Raw genomic sequence first — 25,688 nt, 5'->3', positions numbered from 1 at the left:
CCACCCCCCAGGTCATGCCTTCGACAGGGGGCAACAGTCATACCGGGCCCGGAGGCCAGCGGCCCCATTGCAGGACCGCGAAAAAGATAACGGGGAAGGCGCCCCTAGCCCTTCGCCCCGGCCGTCACCGGCTGATCGTCGTGCAGTTCCGCGAAGAGCTTCTTCGCACGCGGTATGTCCCACTTCACCGCGCTGCCCTTCGGGGTCTTGAAGCCGAGGCCGGAGACGGGGACACGGACGCGGGCGCCGTTGCCGGCCGAAACGCTCTTCATCGCTTCGAAGAGCGAGGTGAGGTTCCACAGGCTCATGCTCTTGTCGACGATGAGCGTGCCGAGGCCCGCGTTCATGGTGGGGTAGATCTTGGACGGGTTGAGCAGGGTGCCGGGGGTGGCCGCCTTGTGGGAGAGCGCGGCCAGGAACTTCTGCTGGTTCCGGCTGCGGCCGAGGTCGCCCTGAGCTTCCTGGTGGCGCTGGCGGACGAACGCGAGCGCGGCGCGGCCGTCGAGCGTATGGCAGCCCTTGGTGAGGTTTTCGCCGGACTTCTCGTCCTTGACGGCCTTGTCCAGACACATCGGCACTCCGCCGACCGCGTCCACGATGCCGACGAAACCCGCGAAGCCGATCTCCGTGTAATGCCCGATCTGCAGGCCCGTGTTGTGCTCGATGGTCCGTACGAGCAGTTCGGGGCCGCCACGGGAGAACGCGGCGTTCAGCTTGTCCTTCGACGCGGCGTAATGCTTGCCCGTCTCGGGGCGGGTGTAGGGCGGGATGGTCACCCAGGAGTCGCGGGGCAGGCTCATCATGGTGGTGCCGTGGGCGCCGGTGTGCAGCAGGATCATCGAGTCGGTGCGGCGGCCCGCGGCCGCCGAGCCGCCGGTGTGCAGGTCCTTGAGCTGCTTTCCGGACAGACCCTGGCGGCTGTCGGAGCCCACGATCAGATAGTTGGCACCCTTGCCCGGCGCCGGCCGGCCGGCGAGCTTGCCGAGGTCGACGTCGCGTTCGAGCTTGGTTTCGGCCCATGTGTAGGTGCCGACGGAGGTGAGCAGGGCCACGGCGATCAGGAGGCCCGAGAGCCGCAGGACCCGGCGGCGCCAGGTGGGGCGGGTGGGCGCGGGCCGGGTGCTCCTGCGCACGGGCCCACCGCGCCCGCCGTACGGGCCGGGCAGCCGTGGCTCGATGACCGGCTGCGGCGGATACGGGGCGTGGTGCTGCCGTACCTGTCCGGTGACGGGATGCACCGGCTTCCCCGCACCACCGTCACGGTTGGCGCCGGGGACCCCGTCCAGCCAGTCACTCATGGGCGGACAGTCTGCATGCTCACGTGCTCTTCACCAAATATTCCGCCATTCCGCACCACAGGAAAGGCACACGGAGGGGAGAAAGCGGACTTTGTACGTGATGAGACATTTGCGCGCGTGAGGTCTGCATGCGGAAGCCGGGGTGCACGGGGGACCGGGATCACCTCGACGACAGCCTCCGGTGCGCCACCGGCTGCCCGATCTGCTGCGCGGCCGTCCCCGAGCGGTGCATCCGGTGCCACTTCAGGCGGGTGCCGAGCAGGAAGGCCACCACGGACTGGATGACCACCAGATACATCAGCTGCCGGTAGACGAAGAGCTGGAACGGCATCGCCCACAGTGACCGCAGCTTCTCCCCGTCCAGTCGCAGCGCATATCCGGCGCAGAGCAGTTGCACGAGCAGGAAGCCGCACCAGACGCCGGCCGACTGCCAGGGGCCGAGGAAGAGCATCCCGTACAGCGCGAAGATGTCGACAACTGGGGCGAACAGCGGCAGGGCGACCTGGAACAGGACGAGATAGCTCAGTCCGCGGCGGCCGGAGCGCCCGGCCGGCCCCGCCTGGACGACGACCCCGCGGTGCTTCCACATGGCCTGGATCGTGCCGTAGCACCAGCGGTAGCGCTGCCGCCACAGCTGCCGCAGCGAGGTGGGCACCTCGGTCCAGGCGATCGCGGACTCCTCGTACAGCACCCGCCAGCCCGCCTGCCACAGGGCCATCGTCAGGTCGGTGTCCTCGGCGAGGGTGTCCTCGCTGACCCCGCCGACGCCCATCAGTGCGTCCCTGCGGAAGGCCCCGATGGCGCCGGGGACGGTCGGCATGCACTCCAGCACCTCGAACATCCGCCGGTCGAGGTTGAACCCGAAGACGTACTCCAGGTGCTGCCACCTGCCCAGCAGGCGGCGGCGGTTGCCGACCTTGGTGTTGCCGCTGACCGCACCCACCGCCGGGTGCGCGAGCGGCTGGATGAGGTGGTGGATGGCGTCCGGTTCGAAGACGGTGTCGGCGTCGACCATGACCACGATCTCGTACCGCGCATGGGCCAGCCCGGTATTGAGGGCGGCCGCCTTGCCCGCATTGGCCTGGCGGATCACCCGCACCCGCGGATCGCCGATCCGGGCCGCGATGTCCGCCGTACCGTCCGACGAACCGTCGTCGATCACGATCACCTGCAGCTGCCGGTGGGTCGAGGCGAGCAGCGAACGGACGGTGGACTCGATGCCCGCCTCTTCGTTGTACGCGGGGACCAGCACCGTCACCGGGTCGGTGACCTCCCGCAGCCAGGTCGATCCGGGGCGAATACGGGTCAGCCGCCGGACATGGGTACGGGCGAAGAACACCAGCATCGCCAGCCGCAGCAGCCCCAGCCCGCCCGCAACGGCGAGCACCCAGGCCATCGCGCTGATGAAGGCGTGCCCCAGCGCCTTCGCCCAGATCAGGGCCGTGCCCGACCAGCGCTCGGCACCGGAGGCCGGCTCGTCGGGCGAGGGCTGCCCGACGCCCGCCGTCACGGTGGTGAACTTGGCGGCCTTTGGATTGTCGAGCAGCTCCTTGGTGCCCAGGTACGCGAGATCGTTCTGACCGAATTGCCGGATCACGCCCTGCGACGGATTGCGGAACCACCGGTCGGCGGCGACCAGGGTGTACCCCTCCGCGCCGGCCTTCCGGGCGGCCTTCCATTCGGCGCCGCACATGGTGTCCACCGCAGTGGTCTGCGGCAGCCGCAGCAGTTTGGTGTGGATGCCCGCGCTGCCCGCCAGCACCTTCTGCGTGAGCGACTGCTCCAGCGAGGCGCGCAGCGGCGAGGAGGCGCCCATCGCGGCACCGGTGTAGGTGTTCGAGCCGATCTCATGGCCTTCGGCCCGGATCCGCCGCACCAGGTCCGGGTGCTGGGCCGCCTGCGCGCCGCGGAGGAAGAACGTGGCATGGGCGTGGTACTTGCGCAGCAGGTCGAGCAGCCGGGGTGTCCATACGGGGTCGGGCCCGCCGTCATAGGTGAGCGCCACCGTACGGGCCGGCACCGCGGACGAGGCCGCCTTGCCGTCGTGGAACCGGAGCACGGGGCCGCCCTTGTCGACGGACCTGGGCACGGGGCTGGTGCAGTCCTTGCGCGTCTTCGCGGCATCGACCTCGTGGGTCGTCCAGCCCTCGAAGAGCAGGGCACCGAACATCACCGGGAGGATCAGGAGCAGCAGCAGCCAGTGACCGCGCGGATCGCGGGACTGCCGGTGCCGGCCTCGGTTCGCGCGGCGTCTCACACAGCCCCCGGGGGGCCGCAGACCGGCGCCGACGGGGTGCCGGAGGCCTGGGCAGATGGGGTGCGGCTACGGACGGCGGAGCTTCGGTACGGGGCAGGCGTGACGGTAGCGAGCAGGTTCCGCGCAGCCCCCGCGCGCCCGCCGGAAGCGGCGGCGCACGGTCGGCCGGCGCGCATCTTGTGCCGTTTTGCATACCGTCTGGGCTCGCACATGGTGGGCGAGTGTACTCATGAGCGAAGGGGCGTCCGCCGCAAAGATCATCAGTGTCCGGCCCGCCGCAGAGCGTGTCCCACCAGCGCAAACGGCGGCGGGGAGAGCGCGGGCGGCGGACGTCGTGGCGGGCACGCCGTGAGCGATGCCACTCCGCGGGCCCGCCGTCGGCTCACCGGCCGCCGTCGGCTCACCGGCCGCCATCGGCCTTCGGCCAAAGACAGGCCCTATCGAGGGGGCGCCTCTCCCTAGTTCCCCGTGCGCGCCGTCTCCAGCAGTTCCTCGGCGTGCGCGCGGGCCGTTTCGGAGTCCTCCTGGCCGGCCAGCATCCGGGAGAGCTCGCGGACCCGCTCCTCGCCCTCCAGGACCGTGACGCCGCTCCTGGTGACCGACCCGTCGTTCGTCTTCGCCACGAGCAGCTGGCGGTCCGCGAAGGCCGCGACCTGCGGGAGGTGCGTGACGACGACGACCTGTGCCGACTTCGCGAGCCTGGCCAGCCGCCTGCCGACCTCGACGGCCGCCTTGCCGCCGACCCCCGCATCGACCTCGTCGAAGAGGTAGGTCGGTACGGGGTCCGAGCCGGCGAAGACCACCTCGACGGCGAGCATCACCCGGGAGAGCTCACCGCCGGAGGCCCCCTTGGCGATCGGCCGGGGCGGTGCGCCCGGGTGCGGGGCCAGCAGCAGCTCGACCTCGTCGGCACCGGCCGGCCCATAGGCGACGGTGCGGCCGCCGACCTCGATGCCGTCGGCGTCCTCGGCGACCTCGGTCTGGCGGATCTCGACGGTCACCCGGGCGTGCGGCATCGCGAGTTCGGCGAGCTCGGCGGTGACCGCATCCGCGAAACGCTTCGCCGACACCGTGCGGGCATCCGTCAACATTTGCGCCAGTTCGCCCAGTTCTGCGCGCAAGGCGTCCCGCTCGGCGGCCAGCTCACCGATCCGGTCGTCGTCGCCGTCCAGTTCGGCGAGCCGGGCGGCACTCTCCTCGGACCAGGCCAGCACGGCTGCGATGTCCTGGCCGTACTTGCGGGTCAGATGGTTCAGGGCGGCGCGACGCTCCTCGACCGCGGCGAGCCGCAAGGGGTCGGCGTCCAGGCCGTCCGCGTAACTGGCCAACTCGCCCGCCACGTCCGCCATCAGGATGCCGATCTCACCGAGCCGCTCGGCGAGCGCGGAAAGCTCCTGGTCGTGGCTGCGTACGGCCTCCAGCGCACGGTGGGCGCCGGCGACCAGGGTCGTGGCGTCGATGCCCTCGGGGTCCTCGGGATTGCCGGCCAGCGCGGCGTGCGCGGCGGTCGCCGCGGAGGCCAGTGCCTCGGCGTGACCGAGCCGCTCGGCCTCGGCGGCGAGGTCGGTGTCCTCGCCGGGCTGCGGCTCGGCCTCCGCGATCTCGTCGAGGCCGAAGCGCAGCAGGTCGGCCTCCTGCGAACGTTCACGGGCCTGCGTCGTCAGCTCGTCCAGCTCGGCGGCGACGCCGCGCAGCCGGCGGTGGGCGGCGGTGTACTTGGCGAGCGGAACGGCGACCGTGTCCCCGGCGTAGCGGTCCAGCGCCTGGCGTTGGCGGGCCGGCCGCAGCAGCCCCTGCTGGTCGGTCTGGCCGTGCACGGCGACCAGGTCGTCGGCCAACTCCGCCAGCAGCCCGACCGGTACGGAGCGGCCGCCCACATGGGCGCGCGAACGGCCCTCCGCGGAGAGCGTGCGGCTGATCAGCAGCGCCCCGTCATCGAGCTCTGCGCCGGCCTCCTCCGCCCGTACGGCAGCGGGAGCCCGGGGGCCGACGCCGATCCTGCCCTCCACGACCGCCGACTTGGCGCCGAGCCGCACCAGCGCGGGGTCGGCGCGCCCGCCGAGCAGCAGCCCGAGGCTGGTGACGACCATGGTCTTGCCCGCGCCCGTCTCGCCGGTCACCGCCGTGAAGCCCGGGGACAGCTCGACAACGGCGTCGTCAATGACACCCAGGGACCGGATCCGCATCTCCTCCAACACGGATACGACCTTACGAGGTCCGGGGGCGACCCGCGACGGCCTCCCCTCACTCCTGCCACCGCCACCACGGAAAACCTCGTCCCAAAGCGGAGGAATTCCTCCTGGTGTGCACTCACGCTCCGCCGCCGGGATGGTCACAGACCGGAACGAAAGGTGCGCTCATGACGGGTGCGGCGACGCATGCGGCGCGGCGTGGCCGGCGTCCCGCATTCACTGACACGAGGCCCGCATTCGCCTCCATGAGGGACTGCCCGGTGCCGGATCTCCGGTGCCGGGCGCCCGTTGCCCGGTGCCGGGCGCCCGTTGCCCGGTGCCGTTCACGCCGCGACCGGGCGGCGCAGCAGGGCCGTCCACAGGAAAGGTTCGCCGAAGCACGCGGACTCCGGTCCCTCGTCGTGCATGCGGCGCATCTCCACCTCCGACAGACCGGAGAAGATCCAACGCAGGGACTCCGCGGTGTAGGCGAGACCGCCGTGGAGGCGGGCCTGGCGGTAGAAGTCGGTGTCACCGAGTTCGGAACCCATCCCGCCCGCCGCGAAACAGGTGAGGGCGAGATGCCCGCCGGGTGCCAGGGCCCGGTCGAGGAGGGCGAGGTAGCTGATGCGGCGGTGCGGCGGCAGATGGTGGAAGCAGCCGGAGTCGTAGATCAGGTCGTACGGGCCGGTCAGTGCGGTGTCCGCCAGGGCGAAGGCGTCACCGCACAGGAACCTGACGCCGGCCCCCGCGTCGTGGGCACGGTCCTCGGCCCAGGCGATGGCCGCCGGCGAGAGGTCGACGGCGTCCACCGCGTAGCCCGCGGCGGCGAGGTGCAGTGCGTTGCGGCCCGGGCCGCACCCGAGGTCGAGGGCGCGCCCCGGGCCGATCAGTCCGCGTTCGAGGTAGGAGACCAGGTTCTCGTCGGGCTTCGCCACGAAGAACGGCACCGGCTTGGAGCGGTCCGCGTAGAAGTCGTCCCACCAAGCGGCACCTTCGGCCGTCCAGCGGTCGGCATCCGGCGCGAACAGGCCGTCCAGAAGCTTGAGTACGTCCTCCGTACTGCGCATGTACCGGTCCATCCGCTCCCCCTTCGCCATCCCCTGCCCCTCCCCGTCCGCCCCGTCTTCCCCTTCCTCAGATGATAGGAGCGGATGTCACCGCGCGCCCGGGTCCAGAGGTGTGCCCGGATGCCGTGACGGACCGCGTGAGCGGTGCGGGCGGGAGCGCGAAGGTTGCCCCCTCACGGCCGGGGCGAAGCGCCGCCCACGTCCCCGGCGAGGGGCGGCACGAGGGCATTCCCCACCGCGCCGGCCCCTGTTTCTCAGCGTCCGCACGTCCCCGCGCCCGCCGGGCAGTTCCTAGTGCGGTGCTCCCCGCCACCCCGCCACCGGGAGGGCGAACTTGGCGACCAGACGATCCGTGAAGGAGGCATGATGCAGACGGGCCAGGCGTACGGGCACGGCGCCGCGGCGGACCTCGACCCGGGCGCCGGCCGGGAGTTCGATGCTGCGGCGGCCGTCGCACCACAGGACGCCGTGCGGGGTCTTGGGCTGTACCTCGACCGCCAGGACGGAGCGCGGCGAGGTGACCAGCGGCTTGGCGAACAGGGCGTGAGCGCTGATCGGAACCATCAGCAAGGCCTCGACCTCGGGCCAGACCACCGGGCCGCCGGCCGAGAAGGCATAAGCGGTGGAGCCGGTCGGCGTCGCACAGACCACCCCGTCGCCGCCGAAGCGCGAGACGGGCCGGCCGTCGACCTCGGTCACGACCTCCAGCATCCGCTCCCGGGCGGCCTTCTCCACCGACGCCTCGTTCAGGGCCCAATCGGTGTAGACGACACTGCCGTTGTTGCGGACGAGGACGTCGAGCGTCATCCGCTCCTCGACCTCGTACGCCCGGGTGACGACCCGGTCGACGACCTTGTCGAGGTCATCGCGTTCGGCCTCCGCGAGGAAGCCCACCCGGCCGAGGTTGACGCCGAGCATCGGGACACCGGACGTCCTGGAGAAGTCCGCACCACGCAGCAGCGTGCCGTCCCCGCCCAGGACCACCAGCAGTTCGCAGCCCTCGGCCGCGCACTGCTCCGACTCGACGCGCTCGACCGACGGCGGCAGCGGCAGGTCCGCGGCCTCCTCCGCCAGCACCCGCACTCCGATGCCGCAGCGCAGCAGCCCCTGGACGACGAGCTCGGCGCTGCGGATGGCCGCGGGGCGGCCGGTGTGGGCGAGCAGGAAGACCGTCCGCCCGGCTCCGGTGTTCCCGTGTGCTGCGCTGCCTTCAACTGCCTGGGTAGTGGTCAACGAGGCCCCTCCGCCACTGCACGGTCGACGTCCGCCGGGTCGAGTGCAGGCGCCCCGGCGCGGAGCCACAGAAAGTACTCGACATTCCCCGAAGGTCCGGGCAGCGGGCTCGCAGTTACGCCAAGTACGCCAAATTCCAGTTCCGCGGCACGCTGCGCGACCGCCCGTACCGCGTCGGCGCGCAGCTCCGCGCTGCGCACCACCCCGCCGCTGCCCAGCCGCTCCTTGCCGACCTCGAACTGCGGCTTGACCATCAGCACCAGGTCGGCGTCGGGCGCCGCACAACGGGCCAGCGCGGGCAGGACGAGCCCCAGCGGAATGAACGAGAGGTCGCCGACGACGAGATCGACGGGCCGGGAGTCGATCTGTTCGAGGGTCAGCTCGCGTACGTTGGTGCGGTCCTTCACGGTGACCCGCTCATCGCTCTGCAGCGACCAGGCGAGCTGTCCGTATCCGACGTCGACGGCCACGACATGGCCGGCACCGGCCCGCAGCAGGACATCGGTGAAGCCGCCGGTCGAGGCGCCCGCGTCCAGCGCCCGCCGGCCCTCGACCTTCAGGCCGAGGGGTACGAAGGCGGCGAGGGCTCCGGCAAGCTTGTGCCCGCCGCGCGAGACATAGTCCGGATCGCTCTCGTCCTCGCGTACGACCACGGCCGCGCTGGTCTCCACCTGAGTGGCCGCCTTGGTTGCGGTCGCCCCGCCCACGGTCACCCGGCCCGCGGCGATCAGCTGGCTCGCGTGCTCGCGGGAACGGGCCAGCTTGCGGCGCACCAGCTCCGCATCGAGTCGGCGTCGTGCCACTCCTGCCACCTGTGGTTCAGCTCCTGTTGTCGTGCGTCTTGTCGTGCGTCGTCGGGGAAGGGGCGGGCGGCCCGGGGTGCTGGTCGAGACCGGCCAGCACATCGCGCAGCCCACGATGCACATCCTCGTACACCTGCAGGTGTCCGCTCGCCGGGAGGTGGTCGGCATCGGCGAGACGGCGCAGCGTGGTGTCGACCGCGGCCTCTCCGGTCGGGGTCGTCCCCACCCCGACCGGCTGCGGCTGCGGCTGCGGCTGGACATCACCGGCCGGCGCGGCTCCCGCGGCGCTCGCGACCGCGTTGCCCTCCTGCTGTTCCCCGGACGGCACGGGCTCCGCCGGCGCGGCTTCCACGGGCGCCCCCGGCTCCGGGCCGGACATCGGCTCTTCCATGCCCCCGACGCTACCTTGGCGGAGGCTGACAAGGACGAACGAGCCGTCCCCGACCTGGCGTATCGTCGCTCACGATGGCAACCCTCGACCAGTGCCGCGCCGCTCTCGACCGGCTGGCCCAGAATCTGTCCTCGGCGGATGGCAGCGTCCGGCGCGCGGCCGCGTTCGACCGTTCGCTCAGCTGCCGCATCACGGACCTCGATGTGACCTTCCTCGGGCGGCTGTCCGACGGCTCCATCCAGGAGGTGACCCATGTTTCCGGCCCGCCTCCGCGCAAGGCCGAGATCCGCCTGTCCATGGCCGGCGACGATCTGGTCGCCCTGGTGGACGGAAAGCTGAATTTCGCCAAGGCCTGGGGCAGCGGTCGCGTCAAGCTGGAGGCCGGCCTGCGCGACCTGCTGCGCCTCAGGACGCTGCTGTAGTCGCCGTCTCGCCCTTCGTGCTCCCGGCGGCCGGGCTCCCCTCTGCCGTGCTCCCCTCTGCCGTGCTCCCGGCGGCCGGAGCCCCGCCCGTCGCAGCAGCTCCGTCGGCCCGGACTCCGTCCTGCCCGGTGCGCGGCTTCCGCGCCGGGCCCCGGCCCGCTCCGCTTTTGCCGTTACGGGGCTTGCGCGCGGCCGGGACGACCAGGGGGGTGCCGCTCTCCGGGTCCTCGATGATCTGGCAGCTGAGCCCGAAGACCCGTTCCACCAGTTCCGCCGTGACGATGTCGCCCGGCGCGCCCTCGGCGAGGACCGCGCCGTCCTTCATGGCGATCAGATGAGTCGCGTAACGGGCCGCGTGGTTGAGGTCGTGCAGCACCGCGACCAGCGTCCGCCCCTGCTCCTCGTGCAGCTCGGCGCACAGGTCCAGGACCTCGATCTGGTGCTGGATGTCCAGGTACGTCGTCGGCTCGTCGAGCAGGAACAACGGCGTCTGCTGGGCGAGCGCCATCGCGATCCACACCCGCTGCCGCTGCCCGCCGGACAGCTCGTCGACATAGCGGTCGGCCAGCTCGCCGATCCCGGTGGCCGCCATCGACTCCTGGACGATCCGCGCGTCCTCGGCCGACCACTGCCGCAGCAGCCCCTGGTGCGGATAGCGGCCGCGCGCCACCAGGTCGGCCACGGTGATCCCGTCGGGGGCGATCGAGGACTGCGGCAGCAGTCCCAGCGTCCTGGCGACCTTCTTGGCCGGCAGGGAGGAAATCGCGGAGCCGTCCAGCAGCACCGATCCCGAGGCCGGCTTGAGCATCCGCGAGAGCGCGCGGAGCAGCGTGGACTTGCCGCAGGCATTCGGGCCGACGATAACCGTGAAGGAGTGGTCGGGGATGGCCACCGAGAGGTTCTCGGCGATCACCCGCTGGTCGTAGGCGAGGGTGACCTGCTCGGCCGTGAGACGGCTCACTTCGGAACTCCTGAGGTTGTCGTATCTGTGCTGTTGCCCGGCGCGTCCGTCCGTCGCGCCCGCCGTCTCATATCCGTCCCGCCCTGCGCTCGGTGGCCAGCAGCCACAACAGATAGCCACCGCCGAGGACACCGGTCAGCACGCCCACCGGCAGCTGGTCGGCGCCGAAGAGCCGCTGGGCGGCCCAGTCCGCGGCGACCAGCAGCACGGCACCCATGAGGGCGGACAGCAGCAGGTGGGGGCCGGGCAGGGGTGCGCCTCTCCCCGCGCCCTTGAGGAAGCGCGGGAGGGACAGCCGCCGGGCCAGCTGGGGAGCGGTCAGCGCCACGAAGGAGATCGGCCCGGCCGCCGCGGTGGCGGCGGCGACGAGCACGACCGCCGCCAGCAGCGCGACGATACGAACCCGCTCGACCCGTACCCCCAGGGCGCTCGCGGCGTCATCGCCCATCTCCAGCATGCGCAGCGGACGCCCGTGGAACAGCAGCAGCGGGACGAGGACGACGCAGACGGCGGCCAGCGGCCACAGCTGGTCCCAGTCACGGCCGCTGAGGGAACCGGTCATCCACGTGGTGGCCCGGGTCGCGTCGACGATGTTCGCCTTGGTCAGGAGGTAGAGCACCATCGCGTAGAGCATCGCGCCGGCTCCGATGCCGACGAGCACGAAGCGGTAGCCGTGGATACCGCGCTTCCAGGCGAGCAGGAAGATGGCGGCGCCGGTGATCACGCCGCCGACGACCGCTCCGGCGGCGACCGCGAAGGTCCCGGCCTGGAAGTAGACGATGGCGACCAGTGCGCCGACGGACGATCCCTGGGCGAAACCCAGGACGTCCGGGCTGCCCAGCGGATTGCGCGACACGGTCTGGAAGACCGCCCCGGCGATCCCGAACGCGGCGCCGACCAGCAGCCCCACCAGCACCCGCGGCAGCCGCAGGTCCTGCACGATGAACTCCTGGCCGGCATCGCCGCCGCCGGTCAGGGTGGCGATCACCTCGGCCGGGGTCATCGGGTAGTCGCCGGAGCCGATCAGGGCGATGGCCGCCGCCAGCGCGACGGCCATCAGCACCAGCCCGGCCACCACCGCGGGCACGTCCAGGCGCACCGAAAGCCCGCCCCTGGTCCGCACCACCGTGACCCGCCGGCCCGTCCCCGCCCTGCCGCGCGCGGCACCGGCCTCCGCCGCCGCCCCGTCGCTCGGCCCGGCGTTCTCCCCGTCGCGCTGCTCGATGTTCTCCTCGGTGCCCTTCCCGGGCCGCACACTCGCGCTCACAGCTGGGCCATCCTCCGACGCCGTACGAGATGGATGAAGACCGGGCCGCCGACGACGGCCGTGACGATGCCGACCTGCAGCTCACCGGGCCGCGCCACGACCCTGCCGAGCACATCGGCGCCGAGCAGCAGGACCGGCGAGAGCACCGCGGAGTACGGCAGGATCCAGCGCATGTCGGGCCCGGTGATGGCCCGTACGACATGCGGAACCATCAGGCCCACATAGACGATCGGGCCGCAGGCGGCGGTCGCCCCGCCGCACAGCAGGGTGACCGCGAGCATCGCCAGTACCCGGGTGCGGGTCAGCCGGGCGCCCAGCGCCCGCGCCTGGTCGTCGCCGAGCGCAAGGGCGTTCAGTGGCCGGGCGAGCAGCAGCGCGAGGACACCCCCCACGGCGAGAAATGGCGCGATCCGGACGACCGTCGGCAAGGTGGCCGAGGCCAGCGAACCCACCGTCCAGAAGCGCATCTTGTCCAGGGCCGCGGTGTCCACCAGATTGACGGCGTTGATGTAGCCGACGAGGACGGCGGTCAGCGCGGTGCCGGCGAGGGCGAGCCGTACGGGTGTGGCGCTGCGGGTGCCGCCGAGGACGTACACCGCGACGGAGACCACCGCGGCGCCGGCGAACGCGAACCACACATAGCCGGTCAGCGAGGTGACGCCGAAGAAGCTGATGGCGGAGACGACCGCGGCCGAGGCGCCGGCGTTGATGCCGAGAAGTCCCGGGTCCGCCAGGGGATTGCGGGTCAGCGCCTGCATGACCGTGCCGGCCAGGCCGAGCGCGGCCCCGGTGATCAGGCCGAGCAGGGTGCGGGGAAAGCGGACGTCGCGGATGACCACGTCGGTGTCGGAGCCGGAGTAGTGGAACACCCCGTGCCACACCTGGTCGAGGGGGATCTGTTTCGCGCCGACGGCGATACCGAGAACGGCGGTCACGGCCAGCACGGCAAGGGAGGCCACCAGCCCTGCGGAGCGCGCGAGATGCCGTCTCCTGGGGGTCACGGGGGCCGGGGCCGCTGCTGCTTCGGGGGGACTGTCAACCAACACGATAGTTAGGTTAGCCTACCCTAATGTTGATCAGCTGCCCCTTCCAGAGAGAAGCACAGTCATCATGAGGACCTCCCGCAGCGTCACCCCGTCCCGTCGCGGCATCCTGGCCGCGGGCGGCGCCCTCGGCATCGGCGCCCTGCTCGCCGCATGCGGCGGGGACAAGGACTCGGGCGGCACCAACAGCGGCGCCAAGACGGGCCCGTGGTCGTTCACCGACGACCGTCAGCAGAAAGTCTCGCTGAAGAACACCCCCCAGCGCATCGTCGCGTTCACCGGCACCGCGGCCGCCCTGCACGACTTCGGGATCGACGACCAGATCGTCGGCGTCTTCGGCCCCACCAAGCTCAAGAACGGCAAGGCCGACCCGCAGGCCGGTGACCTGGACGTCGACAAGGTCACCATCATCGGCAACGCCTACCACCAGTTCAACGTCGAGAAGTACGCGGCGCTGCGCCCCGATCTGCTGGTCACCAACATGTACGAGCCGGACGCGCTGTGGTTCGTGCCGGACGACAGCAAGGACAAGATCCTCAAGCTCGCCGAGTCCGTCGCCCTCACCTCCTCCCGCGTCCCGCTCATCAAGATCATCGAGCGCTGTGCCGAGCTGGCCGGGTCGCTCGGCGCCGACCTGAAGGCCAAGAAGGTCACCGACGCCAAGGCCCGCTTCGAGAAGGCCTCCGAGGCGCTGCGCAAGGCCGCCAAGTCGCACCCGGTCAAGGTGCTCGCCTGCTCCGGCAGCCCCGACCTCTTCTACGCCTCCAACCCCCGCATCAACGCCGACCTCATGTACTACAAGTCCCTCGGCGTGGACCTGATCGTCCCCGACCACCTGGACAAGGGCGGCTACTTCGAGAGCCTGAGCTGGGAGAACGCCGACAAGTACCAGGCCGACGTGCTCCTGCTGGACAACCGGACGGCGACCCTCCAGCCCAAGGACCTGGCCGCCAAGCCCTCCTGGTCCAAGCTGCCCGCCGTCAAGGCCGGCCAGATCACGCCCTGGTCGAGCGAGCCGCGCTTCTCCTACGCGGGCGCCGCGCCGCTCATCGAATCGCTCGCCAAGGCGATCGAGGGGGCCAAGAAGGCCAACTGACCCGCGGCCGCGGCGCTCGGCGCCCGCCGGCCGGAGCCGCCCTCCGGCGGGCCGGTCTTCCACGTCGCCTCCGCCTCGCGGCGCCTGGCCAGGCACGCCCCGCCGCGGCCTCACCCGCCCCCACCACCGTTCCGGGAGGTTCCCGTATGACCACGACCGTTGCCCCGTCCACCGCACCGTTCCGCTTCTTCGATGTGCACGTCGTCCGGTCCAGGCGGCTGAGCCCCTCCATGGTGCGGGTCACCTTCGGCGGCGAACGGCTCGCGGAACTGTCCTCCGGCGGTCGCGACCAGCGCTTCAAGCTCTTCCTCCCGCAGCCCCATCAGGACCGGCCGGTCTTCGACGACACCGGCGACGGCTGGTACACCGCCTGGCGGGCACAGGATCCGGCCGAGCGTGCGGTGATGCGCTCGTACACGATCCGCGAACAGCGCCACGATCCGGCGGAGTTCGACGTCGACTTCGCGTTGCACGGCGCCGGGCCTGACACCGCGGCCACGGCGGGCGGCCCCGCCTCCCGCTGGGCCGCCCGTGCCCGGCCCGGCGACCGGCTGACCGTCCTCGCCCCGGCCGTCGAGGACAACGGCGGCGTCGACTTCCGGCCACCGGCCGGCACCGACTGGATTCTGCTCACCGGCGACGAGACGGCACTGCCCGCGATCGTCGGCATCCTGTCCTGGCTCTCCCCCGGCACCCGGGCGGAGGTCTGGATCGAGATCGCGCACGAGGACGACCGGCAGCGGCTTCCGACCTTTGCCGATGCCGGCATCCGCTGGCTCGTCCGGGACGAGGCGACCGCCGCGCGCGGCGGGCCGGTGCTCGACGCGCTGCGCGCCGCCGAGCTGCCCGAGGGCACCCCGTACGCCTGGATCGCCGGCGAGGCCGGGACCGTCAAGGCGGTGCGCAGGCACCTCGTCCGCGAGCGCGGCATCGACCGCAGGGCGGTGAAGTTCACCGGCTACTGGCGTCGCGGCGCCACCGAGGAGGATCTGATCGCGGAGCTGACCGCCGCGGCCGCGGCGGCGACGACAGCGGCCGAGGAGAACTGACGGCGAGGACTGACGGCGGGAACTGACGGCGAGGGCTGACGACGGGAACCGGCGGCGAGGACCGGCGAACCCGCCAGGAGTGGGAGGCGAAGGCCCGGGCCGCAAGGCTTAAGGCCCCGCCTCACCTCCCGATCCGCCCCAGCGCCTTCCCCGCGTCCGCCCCGCAACTGCCCTCCCCGGCAGCCGTCCAGGCCGCCGCGCACAGCGCCCGCAGCCCGTCCAGCGGCGTCCCCTCGCCCGTCACGGCCAGCGCGTCACCGGCCGCCTCGGCCCGCCAGCCGCCGCACCGAAACCCGCCGTCGTCCGCGGTCACCTCCGGCTGCGGTGCCAGCAGCCCGCGCAGATCCTCGGCCACGTATGCGGGACGGTGCCGCGGCGGGGCGGCCAGCAACCCGGCGGGGGTGGTGACGCCGGTGAGCACCAGCAGCGAGTCGACCTCGCCGCGGGAGGCGCCCTCGATGTCGGTGTCGAGCCGGTCGCCGATCACCAACGGCCGCCGCGCACCGGTGCGCAGCACCGTCTCCCGGTGCATCGGCGGCTGCGGCTTGCCCGCCACCTGCGGCGAGCCGCCCGCGGCGATCCGCACCACCTCCACCAACGCACCGTTGCCGGGGGCGATCCCCCGCTCCTTGGGGATCGTCAGATCCGTGTTGGACGCGAACCACGGCACCCCGCGCTGCACCGCGTACGCGGCCTCCGCCAGCCGCTCCCAGTCCAGGGTGGGGTCAAAGCCCTGCACCACCGCCGCCGGGTCGTCGTCGGCGGAGCGGACCGGTTCGAGACCGCGCTCGCGCAGCGCCACCCACAGCCCCTCGCCACCGACGGCCAGCACCCGCGCGCCCGCCGGCACCTGCTCGGAGATCAGCCGCGCCACCGCCTGCGCCGACGTGATCACATCCTCCGGGCCGGTCGGCAGCCCGAAACCGGACAACTGGCCGGCAACGGCCTGCGGGGTCCGCGCGGCATTATTCGTCACATAGGCGAGGTGCATCCCGCCGTCCCGTGCGCGCGTCAGCGACTCCACGGCATGGACGATGGCCTGCCCGCCGGCGTAGACGACGCCGTCCAGATCCAGCAGCGCCGTGTCGTACGCCTCGCTCAGCGGGCGCCGGCACCCGTCGGGCCGCCTGCGAATCTGCTCGTTCATGCCGTCTCGCTCCTCGCTCCCACACACCGCACGAGGAGATCCGCCGGGGCATCGGGCGCGCGCTCGCCGCGCCGCCTGATACACCGTTTCCCCCCTCGCGCATACCGATATTTCCAGCCACGCACGGGCCGTCCCCCGATCTTCCCTCATCGGCCCGGCGGCATAGCATTCTTCAATGACCAGTACCGACGGCCTCCGCCTCCTCCCGTTCCGCGGGCTGCGATACGACCGCGACCGGGTCAGCAGCCTGACCGCTGTGATGTCCCCGCCGTACGACGTGGTGGTGCGGCCGGATGGCGTGCGCCACTTGGAGACCGCCGATCCGTACAACATCGTCCGGCTGATCCTGCCGCACGCCGCGGACCCCACCACCCGCCACCGCCAGGCCGCCGACACCCTGCGCCGCTGGCGCGCCGAGGGCGTGCTGAGGCAGGACGCCGAGCCCGCGCTCTACGTCTACGAGCAGCGCTCCGGCGAGGTGCTGCAGCGCGGGCTGATCGGGGCGCTGGGCCTGGACGGCCCGGTGCTGCCGCACGAGGGCGTCATCCCGGAGGTGGTCGAGGACCGGGCCGCCCTGATGCGCGCGGCGGCCGCCAATTTCGAGCCGTTGCTGCTCTCCTATCGCAGCCAGGGCACCGCGACCGGCGCCGCCGCGGTCATCGAGCGCACGGTGGAGCGCGACCCGCTGCTGGCCACCACCACCGAGGACGGCTTCGCGCACCGCCTGTGGGCGGTCACCGACCCCGTCGACCTCACCGCCGTCGACGACGATCTCGCCTGCCGGCAGGCGCTGATCGCCGACGGCCACCACCGCTGGGCGACCTACCAGCGGCTGTACGAGCAGCAGCCCGGCGCCACCGCCGCCTCGCCCTGGGCATCCGGCCTGGTGCTGCTGGTGGACACCGCCCGCTACCCGCTCCAGGTCCGCGCGATCCACCGCGTGCTGCCGCATCTGCCGCCCGCCAAGGCGCTGGCGGATCTAACCGGCGCCTTCCGGGCCCGTACCCTGCCGGGCGAGCTGTCCGCCGCCCTGGAGGCCCTGGAGGAGACGCCCGGCACCGCCTTCGTCCTCGCCGGCGGGCCGGACTCCTTCCACCTCCTGGACCGTCCCGACCCCTCCCTGCTGGACCGTACGATCCGCCGGGACCGGCCCGAGGCCTGGCGGCAGCTGGACGCCACGGTGCTGCACTCCGTCCTGCTGGACGAGGTCTGGCACATCCCCGACCACCCGTCGGACATCAGCTATCTGCATCACTCCGCGGCCGCCGTCGAACAGGCCGCCCGGCACGGCGGCACCGCGGTCCTGATGCGCGCCACCTCCGAGGAGACGGTCCGTCAGCTCGCGGAGCACGGTGTGACGATGCCGCGGAAGTCCACCTCGTTCGGCCCCAAGCCCGCCACGGGTCTGGTCCTGCGCGTCCTGGAGGACCACCGGAACTGAACCTTCCACGGCGCCGCCCCTCCACGGCACCCCTCACCCCTCCCGAGGTGAAATTAGGTTAGCCTTACCTAACCACGTCACACGGGTGGGTCTCCCTGCCCTTGCGCGCACCTCAGCCTGCGCTGGACGTGGTCAAGTCCGCACCAGGGAGGACACCTTCATGGATCTCCTCGCGCGCCCCGCCGAGGACCCGGCCGACAGCCGGACATACCTGCTCAACGCGAAGACGGCCCAGCGCTACCGCAGCGCGGTCACCGAGAGCGTCACACGGATCGGCGCCAAAATCGCGGGCACCACCCGCCCGTTCACCGGCATCACCGCCGACGAGCTCACCCCCGCCGTCATGGGCGTCGACCTCGACGCACCGCTGCACGACGCGGCCGCCGCGCTCGACGAGCTCGAAGAGGTCTACCTCCGCGACGCCGTCTACTTCCACCACCCGCGCTACCTGGCGCACCTCAACTGCCCCGTGGTGATTCCCGCCCTCGTCGGCGAGGCCGTGCTCTCCGCCGTCAACTCCTCCCTGGACACCTGGGACCAGAGCGCCGGCGGCACCCTCATCGAGCGCCGGCTCATCGACTGGACGGTCGAGCGGATCGGCCTGGGCGAAGCGGCCGACGGGATCTTCACCAGCGGCGGCAGCCAGTCCAATCTCCAGGCCATGCTGCTCGCCCGTGACGAGGCCTGCCGCCGCGCGCTGACCGCTGACGGCGCACCGTCCCCCAAGCTCTCCACTCCGTTCGGGCAGGAGGGGCCCCCAGCCGCCCGCCGCACGGACGTCCTGCCCCGGCTGCGGATCCTCACGTCCGAGTGCAGCCACTTCAGCATCCGCAAGTCGGCCACCCTGCTGGGCATGGGAGCGGAGGCCGTCATCACCGTCCCCACCGACGAGCACAAGCGGATGCGCACCGACAGCCTGGCCGCGGAACTGGCGCGCTGCCACCGCGACGGCCTGATACCCATGGCCGTCGTGGCCACCGCCGGCACCACCGACTTCGGCTCCATCGACCCGCTCCCCGAGATCGCCGGCCTGTGCGCCGGTTACGGCGTCTGGATGCATGTCGACGCCGCCTACGGCTGCGGTCTGCTGGTCTCCGGCCGCCGCGCATTGCTGTCCGGCATCGAACTCGCGGACTCGGTGACCGTCGACTACCACAAGTCCTTCTTCCAGCCGGTCAGTTCGAGCGCCGTCCTGGTCCGCGACCGCGCCACGCTGCGGCACGTCACCTACCACGCGGACTACCTCAATCCGCGCCGGATGGCGGAAGCGCGCATCCCCAACCAGGTCGACAAGTCGATCCAGACGACCCGCCGCTTCGACGCCCTCAAGCTCTGGCTCACCCTGCGCATCATGGGCGCCCACGCCGTCGGGGAGCTCTTCGACGACGTCATCGACCGCGCCGCGGAGGCCTGGAAACTCCTCCACGACGACCCCCGGTTCTCCGTCGTCGTCGAGCCCCAGCTGAGCACCCTGGTCTTCCGCTACGTCCCCGGCACCGACCAGGACCCCGAACTCGGCGACCGGGTCAATCTGCATGCCCGCGAGGCCCTGGCCGCCTCCGGTGACGCGATCATCGCGGGCACCGTCGTCGACGGCCGCCACCACCTCAAGTTCACGCTGCTCAACCCGGAGACCACGGTGGAGGACATCGCCACCGTCCTCGACCTGATCGCCGAACACGCGGGCACCTTCCTCGCCGGGCAGCCCCGCCCGGCGCTCAGCGTGCGCTGACCCGCCCCACCGCAGACCTCCCCCATCGGAGACCTCGTGTCCGCCCCTTACGACTTCATCGCCATCGGCCTCGGCCCGTTCAACCTGGGCCTGGCCGCTTTGACCGAGCCGATCGACGGACTCGACGGCCTGTTCCTGGACGACAAGCCGTCCTTCGACTGGCACCCCGGCATGATGCTGGACGGCAGCCACCTCCAGGTGCCGTTCCTGGCCGACCTGGTCACCCTCGCCGACCCCACCTCGCCCTTCTCGTTCCTGAACTACCTCAAGGAATCGGGGCGCCTGTACCCGTTCTACATCCGCGAGAGCTTCTATCCGCTGCGCGCCGAGTTCAACGACTACTGCCGCTGGGCGGCCGGCAAACTGGACAACGTCCGCTTCGCCCACCGGGTCACCCGCGTCGAGTACGACCAGGGCGCCGAGCTGTACGTCGTCCACGCCGAGCACCTGCCCACCGGCGAGCGCACCACCCACCGCGCCCGCAAGCTCGTCCTGGGCACCGGCACCCCGCCCTACCTCCCCGACGCCTGCCAGGGCCTGGGCGGCGACCTGCTGCACAACGCCGGCTACCTGGACGCCAAGCCCGCCCTCCAGGCCAAGGAGAGCATCACCCTCATCGGCAGCGGCCAGAGCGCCGCCGAGATCTACTACGACCTCCTCCAGGACATCGACAGCCACGGCTACCACCTGACCTGGGCCACCCGCTCCCCGCGCTTCTTCCCCCTCGAATACACCAAGCTCACGCTGGAGATGACCTCACCGGAGTACGTGGACTACTTCCATGCCCTCCCGCCGGCCACCCGCGACCACCTCAACGCCACCCAGAAACACCTCTACAAGGGCATCGACCCGGCCCTGATCAACGACATCTTCGACCTGCTCTACCGGAAGAACCTGGCCGGCCCCGTCCCCACCCGGCTGCTCACCAACACCGCGCTGCACCAAGCCGGTTACGACGAGGCGAGCGGCACCTACACCCTCGGCCTGCGCCAGGAGGAACAGGGCGCCGACTTCACCCTCGGCACCCAGGGCCTGATCCTCGCCACCGGCTACCGCTACCGCGTACCGGACTTCCTCGCCCCCGTCCACGACCGGATCGCCTGGGACGACGCCGGCCGCTACGACGTGGCGCGCAACTACAGCATCGACACCACCGGCCACGGCATCTACGTGCAGAACGCCGAGCTGCACACCCATGGCTTCGTCACCCCCGACCTCGGCATGGCCGCGTACCGCAACGCCTGCATCATCCGCGAACTGCTCGGCCGCGAGTACTACCCCGTCGAAAAGGCCATCGCCTTCCAGGAATTCGCCGCCCCGGCCGGCCCGCACCACCTCATGGAGGCCCCGGCATGAGCGCTCCGCTCTTCACCCGTACCGACCCCGCACTGGGGGAGTTCTCCGTGCGCCCGGTCGACCCGTCCACCGACGCCGAGCTGCTGCACGGCTGGGTCACCCACCCCAAGGCCGTGTTCTGGCTGATGCAGGAGTGCGACCTCGCCGCGGTCGAGAAGGAGTTCCTGCGCATAGCCGCCGACCCCTTCCACGCCGCCTTCCTCGGCCTGCACAACGGCACCCCGGCCTTCCTGATGGAGCGCTACGACCCCGCCCACCGGGAGCTGGTCGGCATCCACGCCGCCGCACCCGGCGACGTCGGCATGCACTTCCTGTCGGCCCCCACCGACACCCCCGTGCACGGCTTCACCCGGGCCGTCATCACCACCGTCATGGAGATGCTCTTCGCCGACCCGGCCACCCGCCGGGTGGTCGTCGAACCCGACGCCGGCAACACCGCCGTCCACGCCCTCAACAAGGCCGTCGGCTTCGAGATCCAGCGCACCGTCTCGCTCCCCTCCAAAGACGCCTGCCTCAGCACCTGCACCCGCGAACAGTTCCTGGCCACCCGAGGAGACCACCGATGACCGCCGGCAGCGGGCCGACCGCCCAGGACGCCGTCGCCCACCTCACCCCCGCGCTGTGGGCCCGCGCCAACCGCCTGCTGATCCGCAAGGGGCTCGCCGAGTTCGCCCATGAGCGGCTGCTCACCCCCCAGCGCCTGCCGCAGGACGACCACTACACCGTACGCAGCGACGACGGCACCACCGCCTACCGCTTCGCCGCCCGCCTGCAGGCGCTGGATCACTGGCAGGTCGACGCCGGCAGCATCACCCGCCACCGCGGTGACACCGGACTCCCCCTGGACGCACTGGAGTTCTTCATCGAACTGCGCGACGCCCTGGGCCTCGGCGAGGACATCCTGCCGGTCTATCTGGAGGAGATCAGCTCCACCCTGTCCGGCACCGCCCACAAACTGGCCGCCGGCCTGCCCAGCGCCGCCGAGCTCGCGAAATCGCCGTTCCAGGCCATCGAGACCGGCATGACCGAGGGCCACCCCTGCTTCGTCGCCAACAACGGCCGCCTCGGCTTCGGCATCCACGAGTACCACGCCTACGCCCCGGAGACCGCGAGCCCCCTCCGGCTGATCTGGCTCGCCGCCCACCGCGACCACGCCACCTTCACCGCCGGTGCCGGCCTCGACTACGACACCCTCATACGCGACGAACTCGACGACACCACCCGCACCCGCTTCACCACCACCCTCACGGGCCTCGGCCTCGACCCCGACGACTACTTCTTCTTCCCCACCCACCCCTGGCAGTGGTGGAACAAGCTCTCCGTCACCTTCGCCGCCGAGGTCGCCCAGCAGCGCCTGGTGTGCCTGGGCCCCGGCGACGACGACTACCTCGCCCAGCAGTCCATCCGCACCTTCTTCAACACCACCAGCCCCGCCAAGCACTACGTCAAAACGGCCCTCTCCGTCCTCAACATGGGCTTCATGCGCGGCCTGTCCGCCTCCTACATGGAAGCCACTCCGGCCATCAACGACTGGCTGGCCCGCCTGATCGCCGCCGATGACACCTTCCGGGCCGCCGGCTTCTCGATCATCCGCGAGCGCGCCGCCATCGGCTACCACCACCGCCAGTACGAGGCCGCCACCGCCAAGGGCTCCCCGTATCTGAAAATGCTCGCCGCCCTGTGGCGCGAGAGCCCGGTACCCACCGTCGAACCGGGCCAACGGCTGGCCACCATGGCCTCGTTGCTGCACCTCGACGACGAGGGCGGCTCGTTCGCCGCAGCCCTGATCGAGGAGTCCGGCCTGGAGCCCGCCGTCTGGCTCCGCCGCTACCTCGACGCGTACCTCACCCCCGTACTGCACGCCTTCTACGCCTACGACCTGGTCTTCATGCCGCACGGCGAGAACGCCATCCTGGTCATCGAGGACGGCGCCGTGGACCGCGTGATCTTCAAGGACATCGCGGAAGAGATCGCCGTCATGGACCCGCACGCGGTCCTGCCCCCGGCCGTCGAACGCATCCGCGCCGACGTCCCCGAGGACAAAAAGCTCCTCTCCGTCTTCACCGACGTCTTCGACTGCTTCTTCCGCTTCCTGAGCGGCACCCTCGCCGACCGCGGCATCCTCGACGAGGACACCTTCTGGCGCACGGTCGCCGCATGCGTCACGGACTACCAGGCCACCGCCCCCCACCTGGCCGACAAGTTCCGGCAGTACGACATGTTCACCGACGAGTTCGCCCTCTCCTGCCTCAACCGCCTCCAGCTGCGCAACAACCAGCAGATGGTCGACCTCCAGGATCCCGCCGGCGCCCTCCAGCTGATCGGCACCCTCCGCAACCCCCTCGCCCCCTACGCACCAACCCCCTGACCCGCACCGCACCAGCAGAAGGGCGGGCCCCCTCAGGGGGACCCGCCCTTCTCCTCATCTCAGCTCCTCAGGAACCGACCAGCCGGCTCAGCCCTTCGCCGGCCCCTCATCGTCCCGTGCACCATCACCCTCGCGTGCAGCGTCACCATCGGCGTCCCGTGCACCAGTGCTCTCGTCGGCCTCGTCCATCTCGTCGGCCGCCTCCAGCGCATCGGTGAACTCCACCCCGTCCAGCTCGGCGAGCCGGTCCGAGGCATCCGTCGTGCCGCCCTGGTCGGCCTCCAGCGCCCTGGCGAACCAGTCGCGCGCCTCGTCCTCACGCCCGACCGCCAGCAGCGCATCCGCGTACGCGTACCGCAGCCGCGCCGTCCACGGGTGCACCGCGCTCGACGCCAGCTCCGGGCTCTGCAGCGTCACCACTGCGGCGTCCGCCTGCCCCATGTCCCGCCGGGCACCCGCCGCGACCAGCCGCATCTCGACCTGTCCGGCCCGGTCCAGCTTCTGGACCTCGGGCTCACCGGCCATGGCCATCGCCTTCTCCGGCCGCCCCAGACCGCGCTCACAGTCCGCCATGACGGGCCACAGCTCCACGCTGCCGGTCATCCGCCGCGCCGCCCGGAACTCCGCCAGCGCCTCGCTGTACTTACCGACCGCGTACGCCGCGAAGCCCGCGGCCTCACGCACGGCCGGAACCCTGGACGCCAGCCGCAGCGCCACCCGCGAGTACCCGTACGCCTTCTCCGGGTCCTCGTCCAGCAGCTTCGCCACCATCACCAGGTTCTTGGCGACGTCGTCGGCGAGCGTCTTCGGCAGGCTCAGCAGCTCCTGACGCACATCCTTGTCGATCTCGTCACCGGTGACATCCTCCGGAATCGGCAGCCGCTTGATCGGCTCCCGGTCCCGGTCACGCCGGTCATCGCGCCGGTCGTCCCGGCGGTCATCCCGCCCACGCCCCGCGCCGTACGGCCGACGCCCACGCTCATCGTCCCTGCGGAACCCACCACGGTCGTCCCGCCGCGGCCCACGGTCATCCCGCCGGTCGCCACCGCGGTACCCACCCCGGTCACCACCCGACGGACGATCGTCCCTGCGGAACCCGCCTCGGTCACCACCCGACGGACGGTCATCACGACGGAACCCACCACGGTCCCCGCCCCGATCGTCACGCCGGTCATCCCTGCGGAACCCGCCTCGGTCACCACCCGACGGACGGTCATCACGACGGAACCCACCACGGTCACCACCGCGGTCATCGCGCCGGTCACCACCGCGGAAGCCACCCCGGTCACCACCCGACGGACGGTCGTCACGACGGAACCCACCACGGTCGTCCCGCCGGTCACCACCGCGGAACCCACCACGGTCACCGCCGGACGGACGGTCATCACGACGGAACCCACCACGGTCCCCACCCCGGTCACCACCCGACGGACGGTCATCACGACGGAAGCCGCCACGGTCCCCACCGCGGTCATCGCGCCGGTCACCACCGCGGAAGCCACCCCGGTCACCACCCAACGGACGATCATCACGACGGAACCCAGGGCGGTCCCCACCCCGGTCATCACGCCGGTCACCACCGCGGTACCCACCCCGGTCACCACCCGACGGACGATCATCACGACGGAACCCACCACGGTCATCACGCCGGTCGTCCCTACGGAAGCCGCCGCGCTCGCCACCGCGCTCGCCACCCCGGTCGTCACGACGGTCGGCACCGCGGAACCCACCACGGTCACCGCCGCGGTCGTCCCGCCGGTCGCCACCGCGGAACCCGCCACGGTCACCACCCGACGGACGATCATCACGACGGAACCCAGGGCGGTCTCCACCCCGGTCGTCCCGCCGGAATCCACCACCGCGCTCATCATCGCGACGCGGCCCACGCGGCCGGTCGTCACGGCGGTCTCCCCCACGGAAGCCGCCGCGGTCACCATCGGACGGACGGTCGTCACGACGGAAACCACCACGGTCCCCACCGCGGTTGTCCCGCCCCGCATAACCGCCACCGCCGCCGGCCGCCGGTCGACCACCGCGGTCGTTGTCACGACGCGGCCCCCGGTCGTCACGCCGGAAACCACCGCGGTCACCGTCGTCGCGCCGCTGCGGCCGGCGCTCCGAACGATCGTCGGAAGAGTTGGTGGGCATCGACGTGACTCCTGTCTTCGGTACTGCATTCATTCTCACGCACCGATGAGTTCGGCGCGCTTCGGCATAAAAACAAAAAGGACCCTTGGTCCCAGCGTGAACGCTGGGACCAAGGGTCCTGAAAGATTGTTCGGCGGCGTCCTACTCTCCCACAGGGTCCCCCCTGCAGTACCATCGGCGCGGAAAGGCTTAGCTTCCGGGTTCGGAATGTAACCGGGCGTTTCCCTAACGCTATGACCACCGAAACCCTATCGGGTTCTAGCGAACAAGCACACTCTTCAGTTAATTGAAGTGAAACTTGGTTCAACCAGCGATTGCGACTGTTCGCAACCCGGGAACCACACAGTGGACGCGAGCAACTGAGGACAAGCCCTCGGCCTATTAGTACCAGTCAACTCCACCCGTTACCGGGCTTCCATATCTGGCCTATCAACC

20 protein-coding genes, 2 rRNA genes and 1 pseudogene are annotated in these 25,688 nt (G+C 71.4%); 8 read left to right on the top strand and 15 right to left on the bottom strand.

Translation table 11 applies throughout. From position 1 onward, the window contains the following. Positions 1-104: 104 nt before the first annotated feature. The 7 genes from ACGFR7_RS36885 to ACGFR7_RS36855 form a co-directional block, all read right to left on the bottom strand. Positions 105-1,298 (bottom strand): LCP family protein, encoded by a 1,194-nt coding sequence (locus ACGFR7_RS36885; RefSeq protein WP_393328284.1) that lies wholly within the window; start codon positions 1,296-1,298, stop codon positions 105-107. 160 nt (positions 1,299-1,458) lie between these two features. Further along, entirely contained in the window at positions 1,459-3,555 is a 2,097-nt protein-coding gene (locus ACGFR7_RS36880) for a bifunctional polysaccharide deacetylase/glycosyltransferase family 2 protein (protein ID WP_393328282.1), read from the bottom strand. Positions 3,556-4,013: 458 nt separating this feature from the next. Continuing rightward, on the bottom strand, positions 4,014-5,741 hold the full coding sequence (gene recN, locus ACGFR7_RS36875) for a DNA repair protein RecN (protein WP_393328292.1): 1,728 nt from the start codon (positions 5,739-5,741) through the stop codon (positions 4,014-4,016). A 329-nt stretch (positions 5,742-6,070) separates the two neighbouring features. After that, positions 6,071-6,808 carry a class I SAM-dependent methyltransferase gene (locus ACGFR7_RS36870; RefSeq protein ID WP_393328279.1) on the bottom strand — a complete coding sequence of 246 codons (738 nt, stop codon included), beginning with the start codon at positions 6,806-6,808 and terminating at the stop codon, positions 6,071-6,073. Between the two features lie 279 nt (positions 6,809-7,087). Beyond that, on the bottom strand, positions 7,088-8,029 hold the full coding sequence (locus ACGFR7_RS36865) for an NAD kinase (protein ID WP_328388002.1): 942 nt from the start codon (positions 8,027-8,029) through the stop codon (positions 7,088-7,090). Beyond that, complete coding sequence (locus ACGFR7_RS36860; RefSeq protein ID WP_393328277.1) at positions 8,026-8,841, bottom strand: TlyA family RNA methyltransferase; 816 nt, start codon at positions 8,839-8,841, stop codon at positions 8,026-8,028. The genes ACGFR7_RS36865 and ACGFR7_RS36860 overlap by 4 nt, the downstream gene beginning before the upstream one ends. 7 nt (positions 8,842-8,848) lie before the next feature. Continuing rightward, entirely contained in the window at positions 8,849-9,223 is a 375-nt protein-coding gene (locus ACGFR7_RS36855) for a hypothetical protein (RefSeq protein ID WP_393328275.1), read from the bottom strand. Positions 9,224-9,297: 74 nt separating this feature from the next. Between ACGFR7_RS36855 and ACGFR7_RS36850 the strand changes: the two genes are divergently transcribed. Then, a complete protein-coding gene (locus ACGFR7_RS36850) occupies positions 9,298-9,645 on the top strand; it encodes an SCP2 sterol-binding domain-containing protein (RefSeq protein ID WP_393328273.1) in 348 nt (115 codons plus the stop codon). Here ACGFR7_RS36850 and ACGFR7_RS36845 read toward each other — a convergent pair. The 3 genes from ACGFR7_RS36845 to ACGFR7_RS36835 form a co-directional block, all read right to left on the bottom strand. Continuing rightward, entirely contained in the window at positions 9,629-10,606 is a 978-nt protein-coding gene (locus ACGFR7_RS36845) for an ABC transporter ATP-binding protein (protein ID WP_393328271.1), read from the bottom strand. The genes ACGFR7_RS36850 and ACGFR7_RS36845 overlap by 17 nt on opposite strands. Positions 10,607-10,673: 67 nt before the next feature. Beyond that, positions 10,674-11,732, bottom strand: a complete 1,059-nt coding sequence (locus ACGFR7_RS36840) for a FecCD family ABC transporter permease (protein ID WP_393328290.1) — start codon at positions 11,730-11,732, stop codon at positions 10,674-10,676. A gap of 137 nt (positions 11,733-11,869) precedes the next feature. Beyond that, a complete protein-coding gene (locus ACGFR7_RS36835) occupies positions 11,870-12,919 on the bottom strand; it encodes a FecCD family ABC transporter permease (protein WP_393328270.1) in 1,050 nt (349 codons plus the stop codon). A 64-nt stretch (positions 12,920-12,983) separates the two neighbouring features. Between ACGFR7_RS36835 and ACGFR7_RS36830 the strand changes: the two genes are divergently transcribed. Both ACGFR7_RS36830 and ACGFR7_RS36825 read left to right on the top strand, forming a co-directional pair. Then, on the top strand, positions 12,984-14,012 hold the full coding sequence (locus tag ACGFR7_RS36830; RefSeq protein ID WP_393328268.1) for an ABC transporter substrate-binding protein: 1,029 nt from the start codon (positions 12,984-12,986) through the stop codon (positions 14,010-14,012). 146 nt (positions 14,013-14,158) lie between these two features. Next, positions 14,159-15,061, top strand: coding sequence for a siderophore-interacting protein (locus ACGFR7_RS36825; RefSeq protein WP_393328265.1), 903 nt, complete (start codon positions 14,159-14,161; stop codon positions 15,059-15,061). A gap of 121 nt (positions 15,062-15,182) precedes the next feature. Here the strand turns inward: ACGFR7_RS36825 and ACGFR7_RS36820 are convergent, their stop codons facing one another. Beyond that, entirely contained in the window at positions 15,183-16,208 is a 1,026-nt protein-coding gene (locus ACGFR7_RS36820) for an HAD-IIA family hydrolase (protein ID WP_393328263.1), read from the bottom strand. A gap of 175 nt (positions 16,209-16,383) precedes the next feature. Between ACGFR7_RS36820 and ACGFR7_RS36815 the strand changes: the two genes are divergently transcribed. From ACGFR7_RS36815 to ACGFR7_RS36795, 5 genes are all read left to right on the top strand, one after another. Beyond that, complete coding sequence (locus ACGFR7_RS36815) at positions 16,384-17,649, top strand: DUF1015 family protein (protein WP_393328261.1); 1,266 nt, start codon at positions 16,384-16,386, stop codon at positions 17,647-17,649. 160 nt (positions 17,650-17,809) lie between these two features. After that, a complete protein-coding gene (locus ACGFR7_RS36810; RefSeq protein ID WP_393328259.1) occupies positions 17,810-19,381 on the top strand; it encodes a pyridoxal phosphate-dependent decarboxylase family protein in 1,572 nt (523 codons plus the stop codon). Positions 19,382-19,417: 36 nt separating this feature from the next. Then, positions 19,418-20,737, top strand: a complete 1,320-nt coding sequence (locus ACGFR7_RS36805) for a lysine N(6)-hydroxylase/L-ornithine N(5)-oxygenase family protein (protein ID WP_393328257.1) — start codon at positions 19,418-19,420, stop codon at positions 20,735-20,737. Next, positions 20,734-21,303: a GNAT family N-acetyltransferase gene (locus ACGFR7_RS36800; RefSeq protein WP_393328254.1), complete on the top strand. Its 570-nt coding sequence runs from the start codon at positions 20,734-20,736 to the stop codon at positions 21,301-21,303. Before ACGFR7_RS36805 ends, ACGFR7_RS36800 begins: the two co-directional genes overlap by 4 nt. Further along, the gene (locus ACGFR7_RS36795; RefSeq protein ID WP_393328252.1) at positions 21,300-23,105 is read left to right on the top strand and encodes an IucA/IucC family protein; all 1,806 of its coding nucleotides are present in this window, start codon (positions 21,300-21,302) and stop codon (positions 23,103-23,105) included. Before ACGFR7_RS36800 ends, ACGFR7_RS36795 begins: the two co-directional genes overlap by 4 nt. Before the next feature lie 87 nt (positions 23,106-23,192). Here the strand turns inward: ACGFR7_RS36795 and ACGFR7_RS36790 are convergent, their stop codons facing one another. From ACGFR7_RS36790 to ACGFR7_RS36775, 4 genes and pseudogenes are all read right to left on the bottom strand, one after another. Next, the gene (locus ACGFR7_RS36790) at positions 23,193-23,984 is read right to left on the bottom strand and encodes a hypothetical protein (protein WP_393328287.1); all 792 of its coding nucleotides are present in this window, start codon (positions 23,982-23,984) and stop codon (positions 23,193-23,195) included. Between the two features lie 90 nt (positions 23,985-24,074). Beyond that, a pseudogene (locus ACGFR7_RS36785) lies at positions 24,075-24,857 on the bottom strand (hypothetical protein); the annotation flags it as partial. A gap of 524 nt (positions 24,858-25,381) precedes the next feature. After that, a 5S ribosomal RNA gene (gene rrf / locus ACGFR7_RS36780) occupies positions 25,382-25,498 on the bottom strand. 116 nt (positions 25,499-25,614) lie between these two features. Further along, positions 25,615-25,688 (bottom strand): 23S ribosomal RNA (locus ACGFR7_RS36775); the annotation flags it as partial.

It is taken from the genome of Streptomyces sp. NPDC048516 (assembly GCF_043199875.1).
Lineage (GTDB): Bacteria > Actinomycetota > Actinomycetes > Streptomycetales > Streptomycetaceae > Streptomyces.
Note: the sequence above shows the minus strand (reverse complement) of the source record. Positions and strands in the feature narration are given on the sequence as shown.